Here is a 21,427-nt window from a genome sequence, read left to right as displayed (position 1 = left end):
ACACCATGGTAAACGCTCCGCCCACCTACAACCGGATCACGTATACCCCGCCCACAAACTGGACTTGCGCATTAGAAGATTCCGAAAGTACGCGCGCAATATCACTGGCCGGGTGTTTGAGCCCAAAACCGGAGTCCGTCACCGCGACGTACTCCACGCCTCGCCCGCGAAGATCTTCTAACGCTTCACGCACCTGGTGCGTTTCCGGCATGGCGTCACCGTTCATGATTTCGTCCAGCATGGTGGTTTCCGACTGGTACGACACCGGCACGTTATCTCGCGACCCAATGAAGTACCCGTCAACCTGTTTGAACCACATGCCGGACACCGCCTGCCCCACGAGCGACTCGTTGCTGTGCGCGGTTGCAGACGCCACCGGCCGGGGCATCATTTTCACGGTCGCACCCCGCGGAATGTGTTCACGGACCGCATCGTCATAAAAGCTGGGGTAGGCAATGTTGCGTGCTTCTACCGTTCCCGAGGTGGTTGTCACCGCTATGAGGATCGTCGCCACGGCAAGGAGCGGGGTGAGACGCGTGCGGACGGTGTGCCAGGCTATCGCCAACAACAGCGCGAACATGAGCGCCACGTGAACGCTCATGCGCATGGGCAGCACGTTTTCCAGAACCGGCGTGCTTTCAACCAAGCGGAACGGACCGGTGTTCATAGCAGCAGATCCGTTGACAAACATGGGTGAACCCATCGACAAAATGAACATCACAACGGCAACCGCCGCGAATATGCGCACGCGAGCCGACATCGCGTGGTGAATACCAAGAACCACCACGATCACGGCAACCGTCAAGAGCCACGGCCACCCCAGGTATCCCCCGACCTCCGCGTCGTCGATCCCGATCACGCGCTGGATCTCTCGCCCCGCTGATATGAGGGTGAACTTACCTGGTGTCACCGGGTCCAACAGGTCATTGTTCCAGATTCCGTGCGGACGAATAGGGCCTTCAGGCTTCCCCGGAAGAGCGAACATCGTGATCAACAAGGGCAGTCCGCACACAACGGCAACGCCTACTGCGCCCGCGCCACCTACAGCGATGCGACGGACACCTTCGCTAACTTCCTTCCACCGCAGAGCAACCGTAGCCACCAGCAGCACCACGGTCATGAGGAACGTGTGTGCCAAGAGTTCGTTCGACAGGTAGAACTGCCACCCCACCGCACAGCCCAGCACAACAGCGTTGACCCAGGTGCGACCTCGGCCGGTCACTAACCGTTCCACGAACCCAACTACCAGGGGTGGCAACACCGCAAATGCCAGGTTTAAGTGGCCGGCAGACTGGGCGATGACATACGTGGAAAAGCCGTATCCGATTCCTGCGACAAAGGCTGGCCGGCGCGACACAAACTGCGCAGCAGCCCACGCGGCAGACAACGCGCACGCGACCGGGGCACACATGATCGCCACGTTATACGCAACAACCGGACCCCATATCAACGTCACGGGAACCAGCGGCACGGCCAATCCCATGACCGAGGTGTTCCACCCTCCGTTGACCCCAGCTGGGTAATTCATGGAGCTGCTGTAGAGCAAATTGCGTTCCCCAGACCCCAAACCAATCCAAGACAGAACCACGTCAGCGGCGTGAGCAAACCAGAAGATGAACAGGGACGAGTCGTCGTTGCTGGCGAACACCCGGTGCCCCATGTCGCCCACCAAGCGTCCGTATGTGAGAACGGACAACAGAACGCAGACTGCGAGGAACAGCAACCACTCCCGGCGTGAATCAGTAAACCAGGAACGCACCGCTGGACGAGAAGGGATCCATCGGGTGAAAGTCATGGGCACTCCAAGGGGTCGGAGGTGGGCACGAAACTTATGGGACGCAAAAGGCCCCCGCACCGCAGTGCGGGAGCCTTTTACACAGAGCTATTAGTTACCAGCGAGCTTTTCGCGCAGAGCTGCGAGAGCTTCGTCGGATGCCAGCGTGCCTTCGTCAGCTGCTTCTTCCGAGCTGTAGTTAGCCGCAGGCTCAGCTGGAGCTTCAGCAACGGCTTCTGCGTCGGCTGCGATTGCGCGTGCAACCTGCTTCTTGTGCTCTTCCCAACGGGCCTGAGCGGCAGCGTACTGCTGTTCCCAAGCTTCGCGCTGTTCTTCGTACCCTTCCATCCATTCCTGGGTTTCTGGGTCGAAGCCTTCTGGGTACTTGTAGTTTCCGTCTTCGTCGTATTCCTGAACCATTCCGTACAGGGCTGGGTCGAGAAACTCTTCAGCGTCAGGGTCGACACCTTCGTTAGCCTGCTTGAGCGACAGCGAGATGCGGCGACGCTCGAGGTCGATGTCAATGACCTTGACGTACACGGTCTCGTCGACGGTAACAACCTGTTCAGGCAGGTCAACGTGGCGAACGGCCAGTTCAGAGATGTGAACCAGACCTTCGATTCCATCTTCGACGCGGACGAACGCACCGAATGGAACGAGCTTAGTGACCTTACCAGGAACGATCTGACCAATGACGTGCGTGCGAGCGAAGTGCTGCCATGGGTCTTCCTGAGTTGCCTTGAGCGACAGGGAGACACGTTCGCGGTCCATGTCCACGTCGAGAACTTCGACGGTGACTTCGTCGCCAACGGTGACAACTTCGTTGGGGTGGTCGATGTGCTTCCAGGACAGTTCGGAAACGTGAACCAGACCGTCTACGCCACCAAGGTCCACGAATGCACCGAAGTTGACGATCGAGGAAACAACACCTGGGCGAACCTGGCCCTTCTGCAGGGTCTGCAGGAAGTCGTGGCGAACAGTGGACTGGGTTTCTTCCAGCCATGCGCGGCGCGACAGAACAACGTTGTTGCGGTTCTTGTCGAGTTCGATGATCTTAGCGTCGACCTTCTGCCCGATGTAAGGAGCGAGGTCACGGACGCGACGCATTTCAACAAGGGAGGCAGGAAGGAATCCGCGCAGTCCGATGTCAACGATGAGTCCACCCTTGACAACTTCGATGACGGTACCGGTGACGACACCTTCGTCTTCCTTAACCTTTTCGATGTCTCCCCAAGCACGCTCGTACTGTGCGCGCTTCTTGGACAGCATGAGGCGACCGTCTTTGTCTTCTTTGGTCAGAACCAAAGCCTCGATGGGGTCTCCCACCTCAACGACCTCTGCTGGATCTACGTCGTGCTTGATCGACAGTTCGCGCGAAAGGATGACACCTTCCGTCTTGTAACCGATGTCGACCAGAACTTCGTCGCGATCTACTTTGACGATGGTTCCTTCAACGATATCTCCGTCATTGAAGTACTTGATGGTTTCGTCTACGGCCGCGAGGAATTCGTCAGCAGAGCCGATGTCGTTAACGGCAACCTGCGAGTTCTTCGCCGTTTCCGGCGTGGTTGTGGTCATAAAGGTAGGGACTCCGTAAATGGACTTACACCCAGTAATTCACGGTCACTCGTGAGTCACCAGGAATATGGTTGACAACATGGACAATGTATGACGTAAACGGCGCATGTTGCACAGTTCGCGCATACACTACGAAAGTGTAACACTAACTGACAGTTCTTGACAGCGACACTGCCTACCACCTCGGCAGTCATTTGAAGTCCGCGAAAGGTGAAGCGTGAACGAAACCGAAAGTACAGCAGAGATCATTTCCGGGGGCTACATCCCTATTGATGAGGAGACCTCGGTTCGCGCGAACCGCACATACTGGGATGGCTCAGCTTCTGAGTATCTCGCTGAACACGGTAGCTTCCTTGGCGCTTCCGATTTCATTTGGTGCCCCGAGGGCGTTCACGAATCCGAAGCGGGGCTTTTGGGCGATGTGTCCGGCAAGTACGTGCTGGAAGTTGGATGCGGTGCCGGCCAGTGTTCGCGGTGGATCGCCAAGCAAGGCGGTTTTGCCACCGGAGTGGACTTGTCTTCTGGAATGCTCGAGCAGGCGTCGCGCCTCAGCCGTGAGCAACCTCTCACCGGCGGTGCCGTTGAGCCCACGTTCTTGCAGGCGGACGCACGTTCGCTTCCCTTCCCGTCCGGTTCCTTTGATATTGCGTTTTCTTCCTATGGCGCGCTTCCTTTCGTGAAGGACGCCGAGGTCGTGCTCAGCGAGGTTGCCCGCGTCCTGCGTCCCGGTGGGGCATGGGTGTTTTCCGTCACTCACCCTCTGCGTTGGATGTTCCCTGACGTGCCGTCGGAGGCCGGGCTCACGGTGGAGTATTCGTACTTCGACCGGACACCTTATGTGGAGCTCGACAGTTCCGGTAATCCCATTTACGCGGAACACCACCGCACTATTGGCGACTGGGTGAAACTCATTGTGGACGCAGGTTTTGAACTGCGTGGCATCACCGAGCCCGAATGGCCCGAGGACAACCACACGGCGTGGGGTGGCTGGTCGCCACTGCGCGGTGAACTCATGCCCGGAACAGCGATTTTCTCGACTGTACTGCCCTGAGAAGCACCCCTTAGTGTGCGGCGTCTTGCCAGTTGGGGCCAACACCCACGTTGACGTCGAGCGGAACGCTTAAGTCAGCCGCCTGGCTCATGTTCTCACGCACCAGTTTTTCAACCTGGGTCGCTTCACCAGCCCAGATCTCGAGGATGATTTCGTCGTGGACCTGCAGAAGCATACGTGACTTCAGTCCGGCTTCGCGCAACGCGTCGTCGACCCGTTTCATGGCGATCTTCATGATGTCGGCGGCACTCCCCTGGATAGGCGCGTTGAGCGCTGCGCGTTCCGCCATTTCCCTAAGCTGACGACGGTCTGACCGCAACTGAGGCAGGTAGCGACGACGGCCGTACATGGTTTCGGTGTACCCACGCCCGCGCGCTTCTTCGACGACTTGGTCCAGATATTCCTTCACGGCCCCAAAACGTGCGAAGTAGTCGTCCATGAGGGCACTTGCTTCACCCGTTGGAATACCCAGCTGACGCGACAGCCCATATGCGCTCAAGCCGTACACCAGGCCGTAGGACATGGCCTTGACTTTGGAGCGCTGCTGGTCAGTCACATCGTCGATCGCAACTTCGTACACCTGCCCAGCCACGTAGCGGTGAAGGTCCTCGCCGTCTTTAAACGCCTGGATGAGCGCTTCGTCGCCTGACAGGTGGGCCATGATTCGCATTTCGATCTGCGAGTAGTCCACGCTCATGAGGCTTTCGTAGCCGTCGTCTTGGGCTGCCTGGAAAACGGAACGGATACGTCTGCCGGCCTCGGTGCGGACCGGAATGTTTTGCAGGTTGGGGTCCTTTGAGCTCAAACGCCCGGTCGCTGCCACCGTCTGCAGATACGTAGTGTGAATCCGCCCGTCGTCTGCGACAACCTTTTGCAGACCCACCACGGTTTGCTTGAGTTTGGTGCGATCGCGGTGAGCCAAGAGGTGTTCGAGGAACGGGTGCTGCGTTTTGACGAGCAAGTCCGCAAGCGAGTCGGCGTCCGTGGTGTATCCGGTCTTGGTGCGCTTGGTCTTAGGCATGTTGAGTTCGTCGAACAGCACGGTCTGCAACTGCTTGGGCGAATTCAGGTTCACTTCGTGCCCAATCGACGCATACGCCTCCGAAGCACTCTGCTGAGCCGCTGCCTCAAACTCCGTGATGAGCTCGTTCAACACCGGCTGGTCAATGGCGATCCCTGCGATCTCCATACGCGCCAAAACTTCTTGCGTAGGCATCTCAATCTCGTCGAGAACATCCTGCAGATGGCTACGTTCCAGGTCGTGACGCAAACGCGGGTACAGCGCCACTGTCACCCACGCGCGGTGCCCTAACTGTTCTCCCACGTCGGTGAGCAAGTCGCGGTCTTCTTCCAAAACCACGCCAAGGTCGCTTGCCATATCCGCGAGGCTGTAACCGCGTGCGTCTGGGGCGAGAAGGTACGCAGCAAGTTCGGTGTCCATGACCGGCCGAGGTTGTGTAAAGCCCCGCTCGACCCACGCGTGCACCTGCGGTTTGACGTCGTGTGCCACCAACCGCTTTGTGGAAAGAAACGTGTCGAGCGCGTTGAATGCTTCCTCGTCGAGGTCGGTGAGGTCGAGCCAGACCGCGGAGTCGTTGCTGGCAAGCCCCAGCGTGTCATCTTCGAGTGCGAAGCCCACAGGTTCTTCTGCCGCGTCCAACCACGCTGGGAGGTCCGCTCCCGAGGTGGCGACGACCTCGGGCAACTCAACCTGCGGAACCTGCTCAACGTCACCGAAAAACAGAGCGTTCACCCGCTCTGCCAGCTGACGGAACTCCAACTGGTCGAACAGGGCGGTGACCTCGTCGTGATGTGCGCCCTCCCCTACCTGGGTGTCCAGCGGGTCGGTGCTGAGTTCGAGGTCGTCGACGAGTTTGTTGAGGCGGTAGTTGCGCTTCACATCGTCGAGGTGATCGCGCAGCTTCTCCCCCACTTTTCCGCCGATGTCCCCAGCGTTGTCGATGATCGCATTGAGGTCGCCGTACTTCGCTAGCCACTTCGCCGCAGTTTTTTCACCTACCCCGGGGACGCCGGGAAGGTTGTCGGCTTTTTCGCCTACCAGGGCTGCCAATCCGCGGTAGTTCGCAGGTGTGACACCGTATTTTTCTTCGACTGCTTGAGGAGTGAATCGGTTGAGCTCTGTGACCCCGCGTTTGGGGTACAGAATCGTCACAGTGTCCGATGCCAACTGGAACGAGTCTTTGTCGCCGGACGCGATTTTGGTGGTGACACCTCGGTCTGTTGCCTGACGGGCAAGTGTTGCCAGAATGTCGTCAGCCTCGTAGCCCTCCAGCGTGAGAACGGGAATGTTCAGTGCGCGCAGCATGTCCTGAATGAGGTCAACTTGGCCGGGAAAATCTTCCGGGGTGCGGGCGCGACCAGCCTTGTATTCGGGGTATTCGTCGAGTCGGAAAGTTTGTCGCCCAAGGTCGAAAGCGACCGCAACGTGGTCAGGTTTTTCATTTTCGAGCACAGTGAGCAACATAGAGAGGAAGCCGTACACTGCGTTTGTGGTTTGCCCTGTTGAAGTGGAAAAGTTTTCAGCAGGCAACGCGAAATAAGCGCGGTAGGCGAAAGAATGTCCGTCAATCAGAAGTAGAGAGCTCACACTCACACGATAGCTCACAGGCCCAAAGGAGTAGCCCATGCCAATGCTCACACCCGATATGACCCCAGAGGAGTTCGACGTTTTACTGGAGAAGGTCGGCCATATTGGCGAAGACACGATCATGAAGCGCACAGGCATGAAGCTAACGAAGATTGGGTTCGACTTCGCTGAAGGAACCATGCCTGTGGCCGGCAACTTGCAGCCCATGGGCCTGTTCCACGGGGGTGGCCACGTGGTATTGGCTGAGTCGCTGGCCTCAATGCACGCGTTTGCCCGCAACGATGGACAGCCCGTGGTGGGTGTGGACCTCAACGCAACACACGTGCGCGCCGCGCGCGAAGGCACGGTACATGGTCGCGCAGAGGTTATTCACGCAGGACGCACGATCATCAATCACGAAGTGCGCATGACCAACGACGAAGGGAAGCTCTTGTCGATCGTGCGCATCACGAACTTCCTGCGACGCGGGTCGAACTAGTTCTTTTCGATCTGGTTGAGAACCGTTTCGGCGACTTCTCGCATGGTGAGGCGACGGTCCATCGAGGTCTTCTGGATCCACCGGAAGGCTTCGGGTTCCGTCAGCCCCATGTTTGAAATCAACAGGCTCTTGGCACGTTCTACGAGTTTACGGGTTTCGAAGCGGTCGGTGAGATCTGTGATCTCGGCTTCAAGCGCCGTGATTTCAGCGTGACGTGACAGTGCGATTTCTAGGGCTGGAACCAGGTCTGCTGCAGTGAACGGTTTGACAACGTAAGCCATTGCGCCTGCGTCCCGTGCCCGGTCAACCAGTTCTTTTTGCGAGAAGGCGGTGAGCAGGACCACTGGGGCGATACGTGCTTTTGCGATGTGTTCTGCGGCCGTAATGCCGTCCATCTTAGGCATCTTGATGTCCATGACCACGAGGTCTGGTCGCAGTTCATCGGCGAGGTGGATAGCGGATTCGCCGTCGGCAGCTTCGCCCACGACGTCATAGCCAACTTCACGGAGCATCTCCACAATGTCGAGACGAATGACAGATTCGTCTTCTGCTACGACTACTCGTCGGACTGGATGCGATTCTGCTGACACGTTTTCTGAGTTAGACACGCTACTCATCCTAGATCACATTGGTAAGGACCGTAAATCATCTGATAGTGTTACTAAGGTTCTCATCGAGAACACCTTGCCGGATTGGCGGAATTGGTAGACGCGACGCACTCAAAATGCGTTGTCGAAAGACGTGTGGGTTCGAGTCCCACATCCGGTACACATCTGGGCGAACGCCCGCGCCTCCCCAGGCTTACGCCTGTTTACTCCTCACGAACCACTCGTACCGAACCGGTGTGAGGTTCTGGAATTTCACCGTAACCCCCAATCTGATTACGGTCGGGGTCCTCCCGGTACACGGGAGCCACGCCTTTGATGGTGTCGCCAATCGCGTGAACCCGCAGAGCATTCGTGGAACCAGAAATGCCAGGAGGCGAACCCGCCACGATGACACACAGCTGGCCGTCCTCGGCCAAACCTGAACTCAAAAGGATCTCATCAACCTGACGCGCCATCTCATCGGTGTGACGCATGGGGTTGACCAAGAACGTACGCACACCCCACGACAACGCCAACTGGTGGCGCACTCGCACGTCTGGGGTAAACGCCAGAATTGGCTTGTCTGCGCGAATCCGCGACATGCGCCGCACGGAATCCCCTGACTGCGTAAATGTACACAGCAGATCAATTTTGAGCTGACGTGCAATCTGAACAGCCGCCGCCGTGATTGCACCACCGCGTGTGTGTGGTTCGGTTCCCAATGGCGGAACGCGTTCCAGGCCGTGCGCCTCTGTGGACTCAATAATCGCAGCCATCGTGCGCACGGCTTCTTTCCAGTACGTCCCCACAGCGGTCTCACCACTGAGCATGAGGGCATCGGCCCCGTCCAAAACAGCGTTCGCACAGTCGGACACCTCGGCGCGGGTAGGACGCGACTCCTCGATCATCGACTCCAACATCTGCGTGGCAACAATGACCGGTTTCGCTTGACGACGGCACAACTCAATAGCCCGCTTCTGCACAATGGGCACCTGCTCGAGGGGCAGCTCAACCCCCAGGTCACCTCGGGCAACCATAATGCCGTCGAACGCACCCACAACATCACGCAAACAATCCACTGCCTGCGGCTTTTCGAGTTTGGCGATCACCGGAATCCAGATTTGTTCCTCCGCCATGATCTGTCGCACATACGCTGCGTCCTGCGCGTCACGCACGAACGACAACGCGACCCAGTCCGCCCCCATGTGCAAACCAAACCGCAAGTCTTCGATGTCCTTCTCAGACAACGCCGGCACTGACACTGGAACACCCGGCAAATTGATTCCCTTGTGGTTTGACACGTTGCCGGGAACCTCGACTTCGGTCACAACATCGGTGTCCGTCACCTCGACGGCACGCAGACGCACGCGCCCGTCGTCAATGAGCAACGGGTCCCCCACCTCGACATCAGTGGGCAACTTCTTATACGTGGTGCCACAAACTTCACGAGTGCCAACAACATCGCGTGTGGTGATAGTGAACCTGTCGCCGCGTTCTAACGAGATAGGGTCGGGAGTCTCAAACTGCCCCAGACGAATCTTGGGGCCTTGCAGGTCGATTAGGATCGCGATCGCACGGCCAGTTTCTTGTGCCGCACGACGGGCCCAGTCATAACGACGCTGGTGGTCCTCGTGGGTGCCGTGGCTGAAGTTAAACCGAAGAACATCGGCACCTTCATCAATGAGTGAACGGATCGCTTCGTAAGTGTCTTGTTTAGGTCCTAATGTTGCGACAATTTTCGCGTGCCTCATACTGCCACTCTAACCCGAATTGCCCGCACTCAGCGCTTCTGGTCACCCCGTTTATCTGGAACCTGCGGGACAATCGAAATCGTGGACGTGACAGCGCCATAAAAACCAAAGGACTTGTCACTCACAACGTCTTCTTCTTGAACGATTGGCAGCGACATGGTCTGGGGGCCAAAGCCCACTTCGCGCACACCGGGGGCTGTGGCACCGCGTGTGTAGGGCGGGAAGTCTTCCGGATTGTCATGTGATTTCACAGCGACGTCATACGCCACTCGCTCACGCGTGTGGGCAATGTCTTTGCCTGCGCCGTATCGCTTCCGCGACACAATAAACAGAACAGCCCCAAGAGCGAACACCAGAATTGATGTCCACACGTTAAGCCGCAAGCCCAGAATGTGTTCAGCGGTGTCAATGCGCAATGCTTCAATCCACACCCGGCCCAGCGTGTAGTAGCAGATGTAGGCGTAAAACACTTGCCCGTGCTTGAGCTGGAACTTCTTGCCCGCCCAGATGAGCAGTGCAGCACCTATGACGTTCCACACGCTTTCGTACAGGAACGTGGGGTGGAACAGCGTGTCAGGTGGGAGGGACGGATCTGGCCAGTTGGGGCTCGCCGGGTCGATCTGCAGACCCCATGGCAAGGTTGTGGGCGCTCCAAACAATTCCTGGTTAAACCAGTTGCCCCACCGGCCGATCGCCTGGGCGAGGATGAGGCCCGGGGCGGCTGCGTCTATGAAAGAAAGAAACCGGATGCCGTAGTACCTGGCCACAAAGTATGCGACCAAGACACCCAGCGCCACAGCGCCCCAAATGCCTAAGCCACCGTTCCAAATGTAGAGCGCAGCTACCGGGTCACCACCGGGACCAAAGTACGGCGCCGGCGTGGAAAAAACGTGGTACAGGCGCCCACCGATAATTCCCGCTGGCACCGTCCACACTGCAATGTTCCACAAATCATCGGATGTGCCACCGCGGGCAATCCACCGTTTGTTCGTGAGCCACAGGGCAACGACAATTCCCGTCAAAATACACAGCGCATACGCGTGGATCGTCAACGGTCCAAGCGAAAAACCACTCCAGTTAGGTGACGGGATTCCATTCATGCGCTAGGTTCCTTCAAGGTTCCGGTGTACAGTGACGCGGTCAGTTCGCCCACAGCCTCTGGCCCACCGGCCGTGAGCGCCTTCACGAGGGCCGAACCCACAATAACGCCATCGGCGTACTCGGCAAGTTCAGCAACCTGTTGCGCGTTGGTCACGCCCAAGCCCACACACACGTGCTGCGCACCGGCTGTTTTCAACCGTTCAACCAGATCACGCGCGTGCGAATCAACCGTGTCACGCGTACCCGTCACACCCATGGTGGACGCCGCGTACACGAACCCGGATGAACTGTTCACGATCGTTGAAATCCGCTCAGGCGTCGACGACGGCGCAGCTAAGAAGATCCGGCCGAGGTCGTAGCGGCTAGCCGCGTCGATCCAGTCGTGTGCTTCGTCCGGGATGAGGTCAGGGGTGATGATTCCCGCGCCTCCCGATTCGTGCAGGCGCTTAGCAAATGCTTCGACCCCGTACTGGTACACGATGTTCCAGTACGTCATGACCACAGGCAGGGCCCCGGCTTCAGCAACTGCTGAAACCGCGCGGAACAAATCTTCTGTACGGACCCCGTTTTCGAGCGCGGTTTCAGCCGCATGCTGGATGACCGGACCATCCATACCGGGGTCAGAATACGGCATGCCCACCTCAACGATGTCGCATCCGTTTTTGGCCAGTGCAACCATCGCCTCAATAGATTCATCCACGGTTGGGTAGCCCACGGGCAAGTAACCGATCAGAGCAGCATTGCGACCCTGGTTAGCAACTGTGCCCAGTAGTTCACTCACGGCGGTCATGCTTGTGTCGCCCCTTCGTCAATGTAGTTGAACCACTTTGCTGCCGTGGTCATGTCTTTATCTCCACGCCCAGACAGGTTCACCAGCAGTGTGGCCTCTGGTCCCAGCCTCTTACCCACACGCATGGCGCCTGCAAGCGCGTGCGAGCTTTCGATTGCCGGAATGATTCCTTCTGTCCGCGACAACAACTTAAAAGCTTCCATCGCTTCGTCGTCGACCACCGGCTCGTAGACCGCCCGCCCAGTCTCAAACAAGTGCGAGTGTTCCGGCCCCACAGATGGGTAGTCCAAACCAGCCGACACAGAGTGCGACGCAAGCGTCTGGCCGTCTTCGTCTTGCAGGATGTACGTTTTAGAACCGTGCAACACACCGGGACGGCCACCTGAGAACCGTGCCGCGTGTCGGCCCGTTTCAACACCGTCTCCCCCGGCTTCAAACCCGAACAGTTTCACGTCAGTGTCGTCGAGGAAGGCCGCAAAAATACCCATCGCGTTCGATCCACCGCCCACGCACGCGCACACGGCATCCGGCAACTGGCCGGTCGCTTCCAGAATCTGCTCCCGAGCCTCATCACCGATAATCCGCTGAAAACTCCGCACCATGGCAGGGAACGGGTGCGGACCAGCCACCGTACCAATCAGATAGTGCGTATCCGCAACGTTTGCAACCCAGTCGCGCAGCGCCTCATTCATGGCGTCCTTCAAGGTGGCCGTGCCGTTCTTAACAGCAACGACCTCGGCGCCCAAAAGACGCATACGCGCAACATTCAGCGCCTGCCGCTGGGTGTCTTCATACCCCATGTACACGGTGCATTCCAGACCAAAGAGCGCGGCTGCGGTGGCGGCAGCAACGCCGTGCTGACCAGCTCCGGTTTCAGCGATCACACGCTTCTTACCCATGCGCTTCGTCAGCAGGGCCTGACCAATAACGTTGTTGATTTTGTGGCTTCCCGTGTGGTTGAGGTCCTCACGCTTGAGGAACACGCGGGCTCCCCCGCAGTGCTCGCTGAATCGAGTCGCCTCGGTCAAGAGGCTGGGACGTCCAACGTACTCTGCCTGCAAGCGCCTAAGTTTGTCAGTAAATTCGGGGTCGACAAGGGCTTTCTGCCAGATTTCGTCGATTTCGTCCAAAGCAGGCACGAGCGCTTCTGAAATGAAGCGCCCACCGAAATCACCAAAATACGGTCCCATATGTACCTTCCTGACAGGCGCGGACTTACTGACGTCCAGCGCGGGTAAATTCTTCCACCGACGCCCTGGGGTCCCCCGCTTTCACAAGCGCCTCACCACAGAGCACTACGTGGGCACCTGCTTGTGCGTACGTGCGGATATCGTCCACGGATTCCACCCCGGACTCCGCCACCAGCGTGGTTCCCTGCGGGGCTTGGCGCATAATGGGCGCCACCCGCGCGGTATCAACCGTAAGGTCCTTGAGGTTGCGCGCGTTAACCCCAATGAGCCCGGCATCCAGCGCGCGCACCCGCTCCATCTCTTCTAGAGTGTGGGTTTCTACCAGCGCTGTCATCCCGAGGTCGGTGCTGAGTGCGTAGAAATCTTTAAGTTGCGCGTCGTTAAGTGCAGATGCCATGAGGAGAACAAGGTCCGCACCATGGGCGCGCGCTTCGTAGATTTGGTATTCCGTGACGGTGAAATCTTTGCGCAGGATTGGGATGTTCACCGCGACACGCACAGCGTCGAGGTCGTCCAGGCTGCCGTTGAAGCGACGTTGTTCGGTGAGCACACTGATCGCTAGTGCTCCCCCGGCTTCGTACTGTGACGCAAGTTCAGCGGGGTTGCTGATCTCAGCCAAGTGCCCTTTTGACGGTGAAGAACGCTTGACTTCGCAAATCAGCCCAAACTGTTCAACTGGCAGGAACGGCAGAGCCGGCGCTACGTCGAGGGCGCGCTTTTTGCACTCTGATAGAGAAATCCGAGCCTCACGCTCTGCAAGGTCGGCTCGGACTCCTTCAATAATGCTGTTAAGGACGCTCACTTGGATAGCGTGTTGTGGTGCTTCTTAGGTCCCAGGCCTGCTTTGTGAAGGATGGGAGCCAAAATGATTGCCAACACAACCAGTGCTACACCAACCCACACCAGCATGAAGGGGCCAGCCACGAATCCGATGGTTCCAGCAACCGCGGCTAGCATGACCATGCCTGCTGGTATCCAACCTGCAACTGAGTGTCCGTGTCCAGGGTCTTGAATCGCTTCGTAGTCAATTGTTGACTTGTCGAGGTCATAAGCCCCGTTACGGTACTGAGATTTCATTCTTCTCCTTATGCTGGTCTCGCGGACATTGTCTCATGGAGTTCTCAGGTTTAGAAAACCGACCCGCCTGCATCATGTGGGGTCTTCTCCCCTGGTCAGCGCGTCCCAGTCAGAAACAGCGTCGGGTTCCTCATGCGACGCGCGGGCGTCGCGGTCATATTTGTTGCGTGTCGTCCAATTTCTCGACTCGCGTGCGATGAACAGGCTCAGCCCGGCACCCAGAACACCCACGGCGAGGCCTGCCCAGCGCAGTACTCCTGCGTCGGTTTGAGCAACCGCAACAACAGCAAACACAATAGCGCTCAACGCATACATCACGGTGACCACCCAACGGCCAAACCGACCCATCATCGCGAGTAGAACAGCCAAAACAGCAGCCACCGCTGCTAAAGCGATGCCCACCCGATTCGTCACCGTCTCACTGCCCACTTCCTGGACGCCCGCAGGGGTCTGATTCACGACCTCGGCGCCCCAATTCTGGGACCCCAAAACCCACATGATCCCCGCACACACCAGCAGAGCAATGACGGCAGTTGAACGCTTCACTCAGACTCCTCCTGAGACCTGCGCACAACAGATTCCAGAGTGTTCGCCGCAGCGGCAGCGTTAAGCACAGAAGCCGCCTTGTTCTTCGACTCCATGAACTCAGAATCTGGGTCGGAGTCAGCCACGATGCCGGCACCTGCGTACACCGTCAGGCGACCAGCGCGCATAACACCCGTGCGAATCGCGATCGCCAGGTCCAGATCACCCGCAAAACTCATGTACCCCACGACACCGCCATACACGTTGCGGGAGACGGTTTCGAGTTCGTCAATGATCCGAAGCGCCGAAGGCTTAGGAGCTCCAGACAATGTGCCTGCCGGGAACGTGGCTTTCACAACATCCACGCCCGTCACACCGTCACGCAACTGACCCGTCACAGTGGATCCAATGTGCATGATGGTGCTGTATCGCTCAATCTCCATGTATTCGACCACGTCAACCGACCCGGGAGTACACACTTTGGCCAGGTCGTTGCGTGCCAGGTCCACCAGCATGAGGTGTTCAGCGCGTTCCTTCTCATCAGCCAAGAGTTCACGTGCCAGCGCGGCGTCTTGAGCTTCCGTGGTGCCACGTGGGCGGGATCCTGCGATGGGGTGGGTGACAATCGTCGATCCCTTCACCGTTACCAACGCTTCTGGCGATGACCCAATAACAGAAAAGTCCTCACCGTCTACCCCGGGCATGTTCATGATGTACATGAACTGGCTGGGGTTGGTGTTGCGCAACATGCGGTACACATCTAGCGGTGTGGCGTCGACGTCCATGTCGAACCGTTGACCCAACACGACTTGGAAAATGTCACCGTCGACGATCCGCTTCTTCGCTTCGTTGATCGCTGCTAAATAGTCTGCCCGCTCTGTCCTATACGACACCTCAGGAGCGGGACGTGAATGCACTGTCAGGCACGGATCACTAGGCGCGCTGATGTCCTCGAGCAGGCGTTCCACCCGTTCAACCCCACGTTGATAGGCCGCTTCGATTCCGGAATCTTCTCCGTTGACGTTGACCACGTTGGCCACCAACGTGAGCTCGTTGGTGTAGTGGTCCACAATCACCACATCGCCGGGAATCGACATGGACAGTTCCGGTAGTGGGTCCTCGCGCAGCGGGCTGGGCCCAAGCTTTTCGATTCGGCGAATAATGTCCCAACCCAAGTACCCCACCAGGGACGAAATCATGGGTGGCAAGGACGGGTGTGGAGCAGCATGAAGCAGCTCCAACACGTCTTGCACAACTTCCAGCGGGTCGCCGTGCGTGGGTGCCCCCTCAGGCACCTCACCTAACCACACCACTTCGCCGTTGTTATCAGCTGTGATTGTGGCCAGAGGGTTTCGCCCCGCAAAGGAATACCGCGACCATGCCCCGTTTGACGCGGACTCAAGCAAGAACTCACCAGGGTTACCTCGCGTGATCTTGCGGTACACGGACAACGGCGTTTCGTTGTCGGCCAGCACCGTGGCGTACACCGGCACGATCCTGTGCTTTTCGCCTAAGCGGGTGAACTCACTCAGTGACGTGATCTGCATCGAGCCTTCTTCCTGTGAAGCATGTAGGTGTGAGCGTGTGGCATGCGGGACCGGTCTGTTCAACTTCGAGAAGAACGGTATCAGCGTCACAATCCGTGTGCACGCTCACCACTTTTTGTGTGTGACCGGAGGTTTCGCCCTTGACCCAGAGCTGCTGCCGTGACCGTGACCAGTACGTCGCTTTGCCCGTTGTCAGGGTCAGGCGCAGAGCCTCCGCGTTCATCCACGCGAGCATGAGCACGTCCTTGGTGCGCGCGTCCTGCACGACCGCAGGCACCAGCCCGTCAGGGCCAAAAGAAACACTCACGTCACTCATCGCACATCGATTCCTTCACGTGCCAACTCAGCCTTGACGTCGCCGATCGTGAAATCGCCAAAGTGGAACACGCTCGCGGCCAGAACCGCGTCGGCTCCAGCTCGAATCGCTGGCGCAAAGTGTTCGACAGCACCGGCCCCTCCCGAGGCGATCAGCGGCAGGTCAACCACCTCGCGCGCCCGTTCGATCATTTCCAGGTCGAACCCTTGCTTTGTGCCGTCTGCGTCCATGCTGTTGAGCAGGATTTCGCCGGCCCCCAAGTCCTGGGCGCGGGCCAGCCACGCAAGTGCGTCAATCCCTGTGCCCGTGCGGCCACCGTGCGTGGTGACTTCCATGCCCGAGGTGGTAGCTGTTGATCTGCGCACGTCGGCTGACAGCACCAGCACTTGGTTGCCAAAGCGACGGGCGATCTCGGAAATGAGCTCCGGGCGTGCAATCGCAGCCGTGTTCACTCCTACTTTGTCGGCTCCTTCACGCAACATCCGATCGACGTCGTCACAGGATCGGATGCCACCTCCCACGGCAAACGGGATGAAGATTTCTTCCGCCACCTGGTTGACCATGTCATACGTGGGTGCACGTCCGGCACTTGACGCGGTGACGTCCAAGAACACCAGTTCGTCTGCACCTTCTGCAGCGTAGGCTCGGGCGCATTCGATGGGGTCTCCAGCGTCGCGGAGGTCCATGAAGTTCACGCCTTTGACCACACGGCCGTCTTTGACGTCGAGGCACGGAATGACACGGGCTGCAAGTGACATTACAGCCCCAGTGCCCGGTAGCGGTCCAGACGCTGACCGTAGCGCCTGTGGATGGGTTTGCGCATGAGATCGATGATTTCGAACTCGAGCGCAGACGCCACACGTTTGACGAACTCTTGGGGCTCATCGGTCGCGTCCGGTTTTTCCGCAATGATGCGGTCGGCAATTCCGTTGGCTTTTAGGTGTTCCGCCTGGACCTGTTGGTACTGCGCCATTTCAGCGGCGTGTTCGGTGTCGCGGTACACAATGGCTGAAGCTCCTTCTGGTGGAAGTGGCGACAGCCATCCGTTCTGCGCGGTGAGGACCCGGTCGGTTGGAATGAGCGCGAGTGCTCCACCACCTGAGCCTTCACCCATGATGAGTGACACGGTAGGTGCTTTGAGTGTCACCAAGTCTGACAGTGATCGTGCGATTTCACCTGCGAGCCCGCCTTCTTCAGCGGCCTTCGACAGTGCCGCGCCCGGCGTGTCGATGACGGTGACCAGTGGAATGTGGAGTTCACCGGCCAAGGCCATGCCTCGGCGTGCCTGCCTCAGTGCCGCCGGGCCCATGGGTTCGTGGCTACGCTGACGCTGCCGGTCTTGCCCCAACACAATCGCTGGGGCGGAGCCAAAGCGCGCCAGAGCCAGAAGAAGACCTCGGTCGCTTTCACCTTGGCTGGTTCCAGAAAGTGGCACAACGTCACTGGCACCCCATCGCAGGAGTTCCCGCACACCCGGCCGGTCGGGGTTGCGTGACGCGGTGATGATGTCCCATGCGTGCGTGTCTTTAGGCTCAACCTCAGGGGCCGTGTGTGGGTCGGCAACCGGGCTGGGGACCTCACGGGCACCCATGAGAATGTTCAAAACTTTGGACACGGTCTCTGGAATCCGTTCGGGTCCGATGATCCCGTCGATAATCCCGTGGCGGTGCAGATTGTCCGAGGTCTGCACGCCTTCAGGGAACGGCTGATTGTAAATCTGTTCGTACACGCGTGGCCCCAAGAAGCCCACGAGCGCACCGGGTTCGGCCACTGTGAAGTGTCCCAGCGATCCCCACGAGGCGAACACGCCTCCGGTTGTGGGGTGGCGAAGGTACACCAGGAACGGAAGGCCCGCTTTGCGGTGAGCGTGCACGGCTGCGGTGATTTTCACCATTGAGAGGAACGCGACGGTTCCTTCCTGCATGCGGGTTCCGCCCGAGGCCGGCCCAGCCAGAACCGGGAGACCTTCCGCGGTTGCCCGTTCAATCGCGCGTACCAAACGTTCGGCTGCCGCCACTCCGATTGAACCTGCGAGGAAGCGGAACTCACACGCGACCAGGGCTACCCGACGGCCCTTCACCATGCCTTCACCGGTGACAACGGCTTCGTCCACTCCGGACTTCTCGCGTGCCGCCGCAAGGTCAGCTGCGTAGTCTTCGGAAATTCCTCCGGCGGGAACTATGGGTTCTTCGTCCCAGCTTTGAAACGTGCCTGGGTCAACAACAATGTCGAGGAGTTCGGAAACTGATAGTCGTTTCATGCTTCCTCGATCCATGCGCGAATCTTCTCGCTATCCGCGTTGAGAAGAGGAGGTGCTTGGTGCTCAAGGCGCGTGGTTTCGGTTTCGGTGTCCCCGTCCACGTCGAAGAACCGGATTGCTGGACCAGGTAGGTCGATGTCACCCAGCACTGGGTGGTCAACGGAAATCTTGAGGTGCTGCGACAGCGCCTGCTCCCATTCATACACCTCGGGAAGGGTACGTACCTTGCCCGCAGGAATACCGGCCTCTGACAACTTCTCCAGCAACTCCTTTGCCGGGTACTGCCCAAACTTTTCCTCAACGGCCGCGGTCACAGCGGGACGGTTGGTCACACGTTCGGTGTTGGTCGCCATGCCGTCGGCGTTCGCGTCTAGGCCAAAGGCTTCACAGAACTTTTGCCACAGGCGTTCGTTGCCCACGGAAATCTGTACCGCACCGTCTTGGCAGTTGAACATGCCGTACGGCGAGATCGATGGGTGGTGGTTGCCACCGGGTAGCGGAGTTTCGTGCGCCACGGTTGCACGGGTTCCTTGGAAGGCGTGCACGCCCACCATGCCGGAAATGAGCGAGGTGCGCACCACTTTTCCTTGCCCGGTGCGTTCCCGTTCCAACAGGGCAGCCACAACACCCAGGGTTCCGTGAATCCCTGCCAGCAAGTCCGCAATCGGAACACCCACACGTTGCATGTTGTCTTTGTCTGGCCCAGTGAGGCTCATGAGGCCAGCTTCACCCTGGGCGATCTGGTCGTATCCGGCACGCATTGCTTCAGGACCGTCGTGACCAAAACCGGTGATCTGAAGAATCACCAAGCGTGGGTTGATCTCGTGCAGCTGTTCGGTTGAGAAGCCCAAGCGAGCCAAAACGCCAACACGGAAGTTTTCGATGAGAACATCGGCTTTGCGGATGAGCTTGGTGAGGACGTCTTTTCCGTCTTCGCTCTTTAAGTCCAGCGCAATCGATTCTTTATTGCGGTTACACGACAGGAAGTAGGTGGCCTGTGGGTTGTCTTCTGGGCCCACGAAGGGTGGGCCCCATGAACGCGTGTCGTCTCCGGCTGCCGGGTTTTCGACTTTGATCACCCGGGCTCCCATGTCGCCAAACAACTGTCCTGCGTGCGGGCCAGCCAGTGCGCGTGAGAGATCTACAACGGTGTATCCGGTCAGTGGTCCTGTCATTGCTCGCCTTTCGTGTTGGTTTCGATGAGTGTACGCAATCGGTTGATCTCGCTCCGCGCCCGCCCAGCATCTGAGTGTTGGATGGCCATGACCGAGGTGGTTGTTCCGTCGTTGAGGTCCAGGACTGCCCAGGAGGAACTTAAGGGCAGGTGCGCGTCGATGATTTGGTTCCACTCGTAGAACTGGGTGGAGAAGATATTACGCACTGTGAGGCCGTCTGGGCTGGGGCGCGCTTCGATGGACCCGACGCGCCACACCACAAAACCAAAAAGCAGGCCCAGGAGGTTCATCCACACGATGTCGTAGCCGTGCCAGGATTTCCATTCAATGACAGTCAACGCGATCGAAAGGGCCAGATAGGCCAGCACAACAATGGGCGCGAGCGTGAAGCACAGCACGCGCACTTTGCGAGCTCTGAACGGTTTAAATTCTGCAGGCGCCAATGTTTGTCACCAAAATTGCACGAGCCCCCACGTCGTACAGTTTGTCCATGACTGCGTGCACGTTGTCCGCTTGGACCATCGAACGGACCGCACACCATTCAGGGTCCTGCAGGGTTGAAACCGTGGGACTTTCCAGCCCTGGAGTCAGTTCTGTTGCGCGTTCGAGGTCTGTGACCCGAATGTCGTAGTCCATCATGACGTAGGTGCGTGCAACGCTCACGGATTTGAGTCGGCGCAGAAGGACCCGGGCACGTTCTGGCAGATCTTCGTCTTTCACGCCGTCCCGGGCGATGAGAACACCTTGCGAGTGCATGATGGGTTCGCCAAAGGTTTCCAGGCCGGCTTGGCGTAAGGTCGAGCCGGTTTCGACGACATCGGCGATCGCGTCTGCGACTCCCAGTTCGATCGACACTTCAACTGCCCCGTCGAGTTTGACGGTTTCGGCTTTCACCGAGTTCTTTTTCAAGTGCCGCTTCACGAGCGTAGGAAAGCTGGTCGCGATACGTTTGCCTTCCAGATCGTGCACACTGTTGAAGGTTCCTGGCAGTGCTGCGTAGTGGAACCTGGAAGAGCCAAAACCCAGTTCCATGATCTGGTGAGCGTCGGCAGCCGATTCGGCTAACAGGTCACTGCCTGTGATACCGAGGTCTAAGATTCCTGATCCGACGTACACCGCGATGTCGCGTGGACGCAGGTAGAAGAACTCAACGTCGTTTTCGCTGTCACGGTGGACCAGCGTCTTAGTGTTAGATCGCAGATGGTAACCAGCTTCTCGCAGCATGTGCGCGGACGCTTCTGACAACGCACCCTTGTTGGGTACGGCAATTCGCAACATGGGATCTCCTGCTAAAGCTGTTTGTACACGTCTTCTGGGCGTACGCCTTTTGCGAGCATCATGACCTGAAGATGGTAAATGAGTTGAGATGCTTCGGCGGTGAATTCTTCGACGGTTTCGTGTTCGGCAGCCATCCACACCTCGGCGGCTTCTTCTACGATCTTTTTGCCGATCGCATGGACCCCAGCCGCATGTTCTTTTACGGTTGAAGAGTTGGGGTCTCCGGTTTCAACTTTGTGCTGGAGTTCTGCATAAAGCTCGTCAAAAGTCTTCACGCCTTCATGCTAGTACACGTCATCTGAGGTGAATGTGGTGGCCCGAGATGAGGGATGGGTCACCGT

The 21,427-nt window shown here is 58.3% G+C and carries 21 protein-coding genes and 1 tRNA gene; 3 read left to right on the top strand and 19 right to left on the bottom strand.

The features are described from left to right. Positions 1-25: 25 nt before the first annotated feature. A complete protein-coding gene (locus tag QP868_RS07350; RefSeq protein ID WP_284925942.1) occupies positions 26-1,795 on the bottom strand; it encodes a hypothetical protein in 1,770 nt (589 codons plus the stop codon). Positions 1,796-1,885: 90 nt separating this feature from the next. Then, positions 1,886-3,352 carry a 30S ribosomal protein S1 gene (gene rpsA, locus QP868_RS07345; RefSeq protein ID WP_284925941.1) on the bottom strand — a complete coding sequence of 489 codons (1,467 nt, stop codon included), beginning with the start codon at positions 3,350-3,352 and terminating at the stop codon, positions 1,886-1,888. Between the two features lie 217 nt (positions 3,353-3,569). On the opposite strand from rpsA, the gene QP868_RS07340 reads away from it, so the two are divergent. Then, a complete protein-coding gene (locus QP868_RS07340) occupies positions 3,570-4,403 on the top strand; it encodes a class I SAM-dependent methyltransferase (protein ID WP_284925940.1) in 834 nt (277 codons plus the stop codon). Between the two features lie 10 nt (positions 4,404-4,413). Here the strand turns inward: QP868_RS07340 and polA are convergent, their stop codons facing one another. Beyond that, positions 4,414-7,017 carry a DNA polymerase I gene (gene polA / locus QP868_RS07335; RefSeq protein WP_473964635.1) on the bottom strand — a complete coding sequence of 868 codons (2,604 nt, stop codon included), beginning with the start codon at positions 7,015-7,017 and terminating at the stop codon, positions 4,414-4,416. Between the two features lie 31 nt (positions 7,018-7,048). Here polA and QP868_RS07330 point away from each other — a divergent pair, with 31 nt between their 5' ends. Next, positions 7,049-7,489, top strand: coding sequence for a PaaI family thioesterase (locus QP868_RS07330; protein ID WP_284925939.1), 441 nt, complete (start codon positions 7,049-7,051; stop codon positions 7,487-7,489). Here the strand turns inward: QP868_RS07330 and QP868_RS07325 are convergent. Next, positions 7,486-8,106, bottom strand: coding sequence for an ANTAR domain-containing response regulator (locus tag QP868_RS07325; protein ID WP_005883436.1), 621 nt, complete (start codon positions 8,104-8,106; stop codon positions 7,486-7,488). The genes QP868_RS07330 and QP868_RS07325 overlap by 4 nt on opposite strands. Positions 8,107-8,175: 69 nt before the next feature. Here QP868_RS07325 and QP868_RS07320 point away from each other — a divergent pair. Further along, positions 8,176-8,257: transfer RNA gene (locus QP868_RS07320), tRNA-Leu, on the top strand. Positions 8,258-8,300: 43 nt separating this feature from the next. Here the strand turns inward: QP868_RS07320 and pyk are convergent. From pyk to QP868_RS07245, 15 genes are all read right to left on the bottom strand, one after another. Next, the gene (pyk, locus tag QP868_RS07315; RefSeq protein WP_284925938.1) at positions 8,301-9,827 is read right to left on the bottom strand and encodes a pyruvate kinase; all 1,527 of its coding nucleotides are present in this window, start codon (positions 9,825-9,827) and stop codon (positions 8,301-8,303) included. Between the two features lie 29 nt (positions 9,828-9,856). After that, the gene (lgt, locus tag QP868_RS07310) at positions 9,857-10,927 is read right to left on the bottom strand and encodes a prolipoprotein diacylglyceryl transferase (protein ID WP_284925937.1); all 1,071 of its coding nucleotides are present in this window, start codon (positions 10,925-10,927) and stop codon (positions 9,857-9,859) included. After that, entirely contained in the window at positions 10,924-11,718 is a 795-nt protein-coding gene (gene trpA, locus QP868_RS07305; RefSeq protein WP_284925936.1) for a tryptophan synthase subunit alpha, read from the bottom strand. The genes lgt and trpA overlap by 4 nt, the downstream gene beginning before the upstream one ends. After that, on the bottom strand, positions 11,715-12,908 hold the full coding sequence (trpB, locus tag QP868_RS07300; protein ID WP_284925935.1) for a tryptophan synthase subunit beta: 1,194 nt from the start codon (positions 12,906-12,908) through the stop codon (positions 11,715-11,717). Before trpB ends, trpA begins: the two co-directional genes overlap by 4 nt. Before the next feature lie 25 nt (positions 12,909-12,933). Next, on the bottom strand, positions 12,934-13,710 hold the full coding sequence (gene trpC / locus QP868_RS07295) for an indole-3-glycerol phosphate synthase TrpC (protein WP_284925934.1): 777 nt from the start codon (positions 13,708-13,710) through the stop codon (positions 12,934-12,936). Then, positions 13,707-13,985, bottom strand: coding sequence for an HGxxPAAW family protein (locus QP868_RS07290; protein WP_005885923.1), 279 nt, complete (start codon positions 13,983-13,985; stop codon positions 13,707-13,709). The genes trpC and QP868_RS07290 overlap by 4 nt, the downstream gene beginning before the upstream one ends. A gap of 72 nt (positions 13,986-14,057) precedes the next feature. Then, on the bottom strand, positions 14,058-14,531 hold the full coding sequence (locus QP868_RS07285) for a Trp biosynthesis-associated membrane protein (protein WP_284925933.1): 474 nt from the start codon (positions 14,529-14,531) through the stop codon (positions 14,058-14,060). Beyond that, on the bottom strand, positions 14,528-16,057 hold the full coding sequence (trpE, locus tag QP868_RS07280) for an anthranilate synthase component I (RefSeq protein WP_284925932.1): 1,530 nt from the start codon (positions 16,055-16,057) through the stop codon (positions 14,528-14,530). The genes QP868_RS07285 and trpE overlap by 4 nt, the downstream gene beginning before the upstream one ends. After that, positions 16,035-16,373 carry a phosphoribosyl-AMP cyclohydrolase gene (gene hisI, locus QP868_RS07275; RefSeq protein WP_005885926.1) on the bottom strand — a complete coding sequence of 113 codons (339 nt, stop codon included), beginning with the start codon at positions 16,371-16,373 and terminating at the stop codon, positions 16,035-16,037. Before hisI ends, trpE begins: the two co-directional genes overlap by 23 nt. Next, positions 16,370-17,131 (bottom strand): imidazole glycerol phosphate synthase subunit HisF, encoded by a 762-nt coding sequence (gene hisF, locus QP868_RS07270; RefSeq protein WP_284925931.1) that lies wholly within the window; start codon positions 17,129-17,131, stop codon positions 16,370-16,372. The genes hisI and hisF overlap by 4 nt, the downstream gene beginning before the upstream one ends. After that, entirely contained in the window at positions 17,131-18,633 is a 1,503-nt protein-coding gene (locus tag QP868_RS07265) for a carboxyl transferase domain-containing protein (RefSeq protein ID WP_284925930.1), read from the bottom strand. Before QP868_RS07265 ends, hisF begins: the two co-directional genes overlap by 1 nt. Then, complete coding sequence (locus QP868_RS07260) at positions 18,630-19,808, bottom strand: CaiB/BaiF CoA transferase family protein (RefSeq protein WP_284925929.1); 1,179 nt, start codon at positions 19,806-19,808, stop codon at positions 18,630-18,632. The genes QP868_RS07265 and QP868_RS07260 overlap by 4 nt, the downstream gene beginning before the upstream one ends. Beyond that, the gene (locus QP868_RS07255; RefSeq protein WP_284925928.1) at positions 19,805-20,212 is read right to left on the bottom strand and encodes a PH domain-containing protein; all 408 of its coding nucleotides are present in this window, start codon (positions 20,210-20,212) and stop codon (positions 19,805-19,807) included. The genes QP868_RS07260 and QP868_RS07255 overlap by 4 nt, the downstream gene beginning before the upstream one ends. A 19-nt stretch (positions 20,213-20,231) precedes the next feature. Continuing rightward, positions 20,232-21,086 (bottom strand): ATP phosphoribosyltransferase, encoded by an 855-nt coding sequence (gene hisG / locus QP868_RS07250; protein WP_284925927.1) that lies wholly within the window; start codon positions 21,084-21,086, stop codon positions 20,232-20,234. A gap of 11 nt (positions 21,087-21,097) precedes the next feature. Continuing rightward, positions 21,098-21,361, bottom strand: a complete 264-nt coding sequence (locus QP868_RS07245; protein ID WP_284925926.1) for a phosphoribosyl-ATP diphosphatase — start codon at positions 21,359-21,361, stop codon at positions 21,098-21,100. Positions 21,362-21,427: the final 66 nt, after the last annotated feature.

This window comes from Brevibacterium sp. UMB1308A (assembly GCF_030230605.1).
Taxonomy (GTDB): Bacteria; Actinomycetota; Actinomycetes; order Actinomycetales; family Brevibacteriaceae; genus Brevibacterium.
The sequence above is the reverse complement of the archived record's forward strand: the minus strand, read 5'-3'. Positions and strand labels throughout refer to the sequence as shown.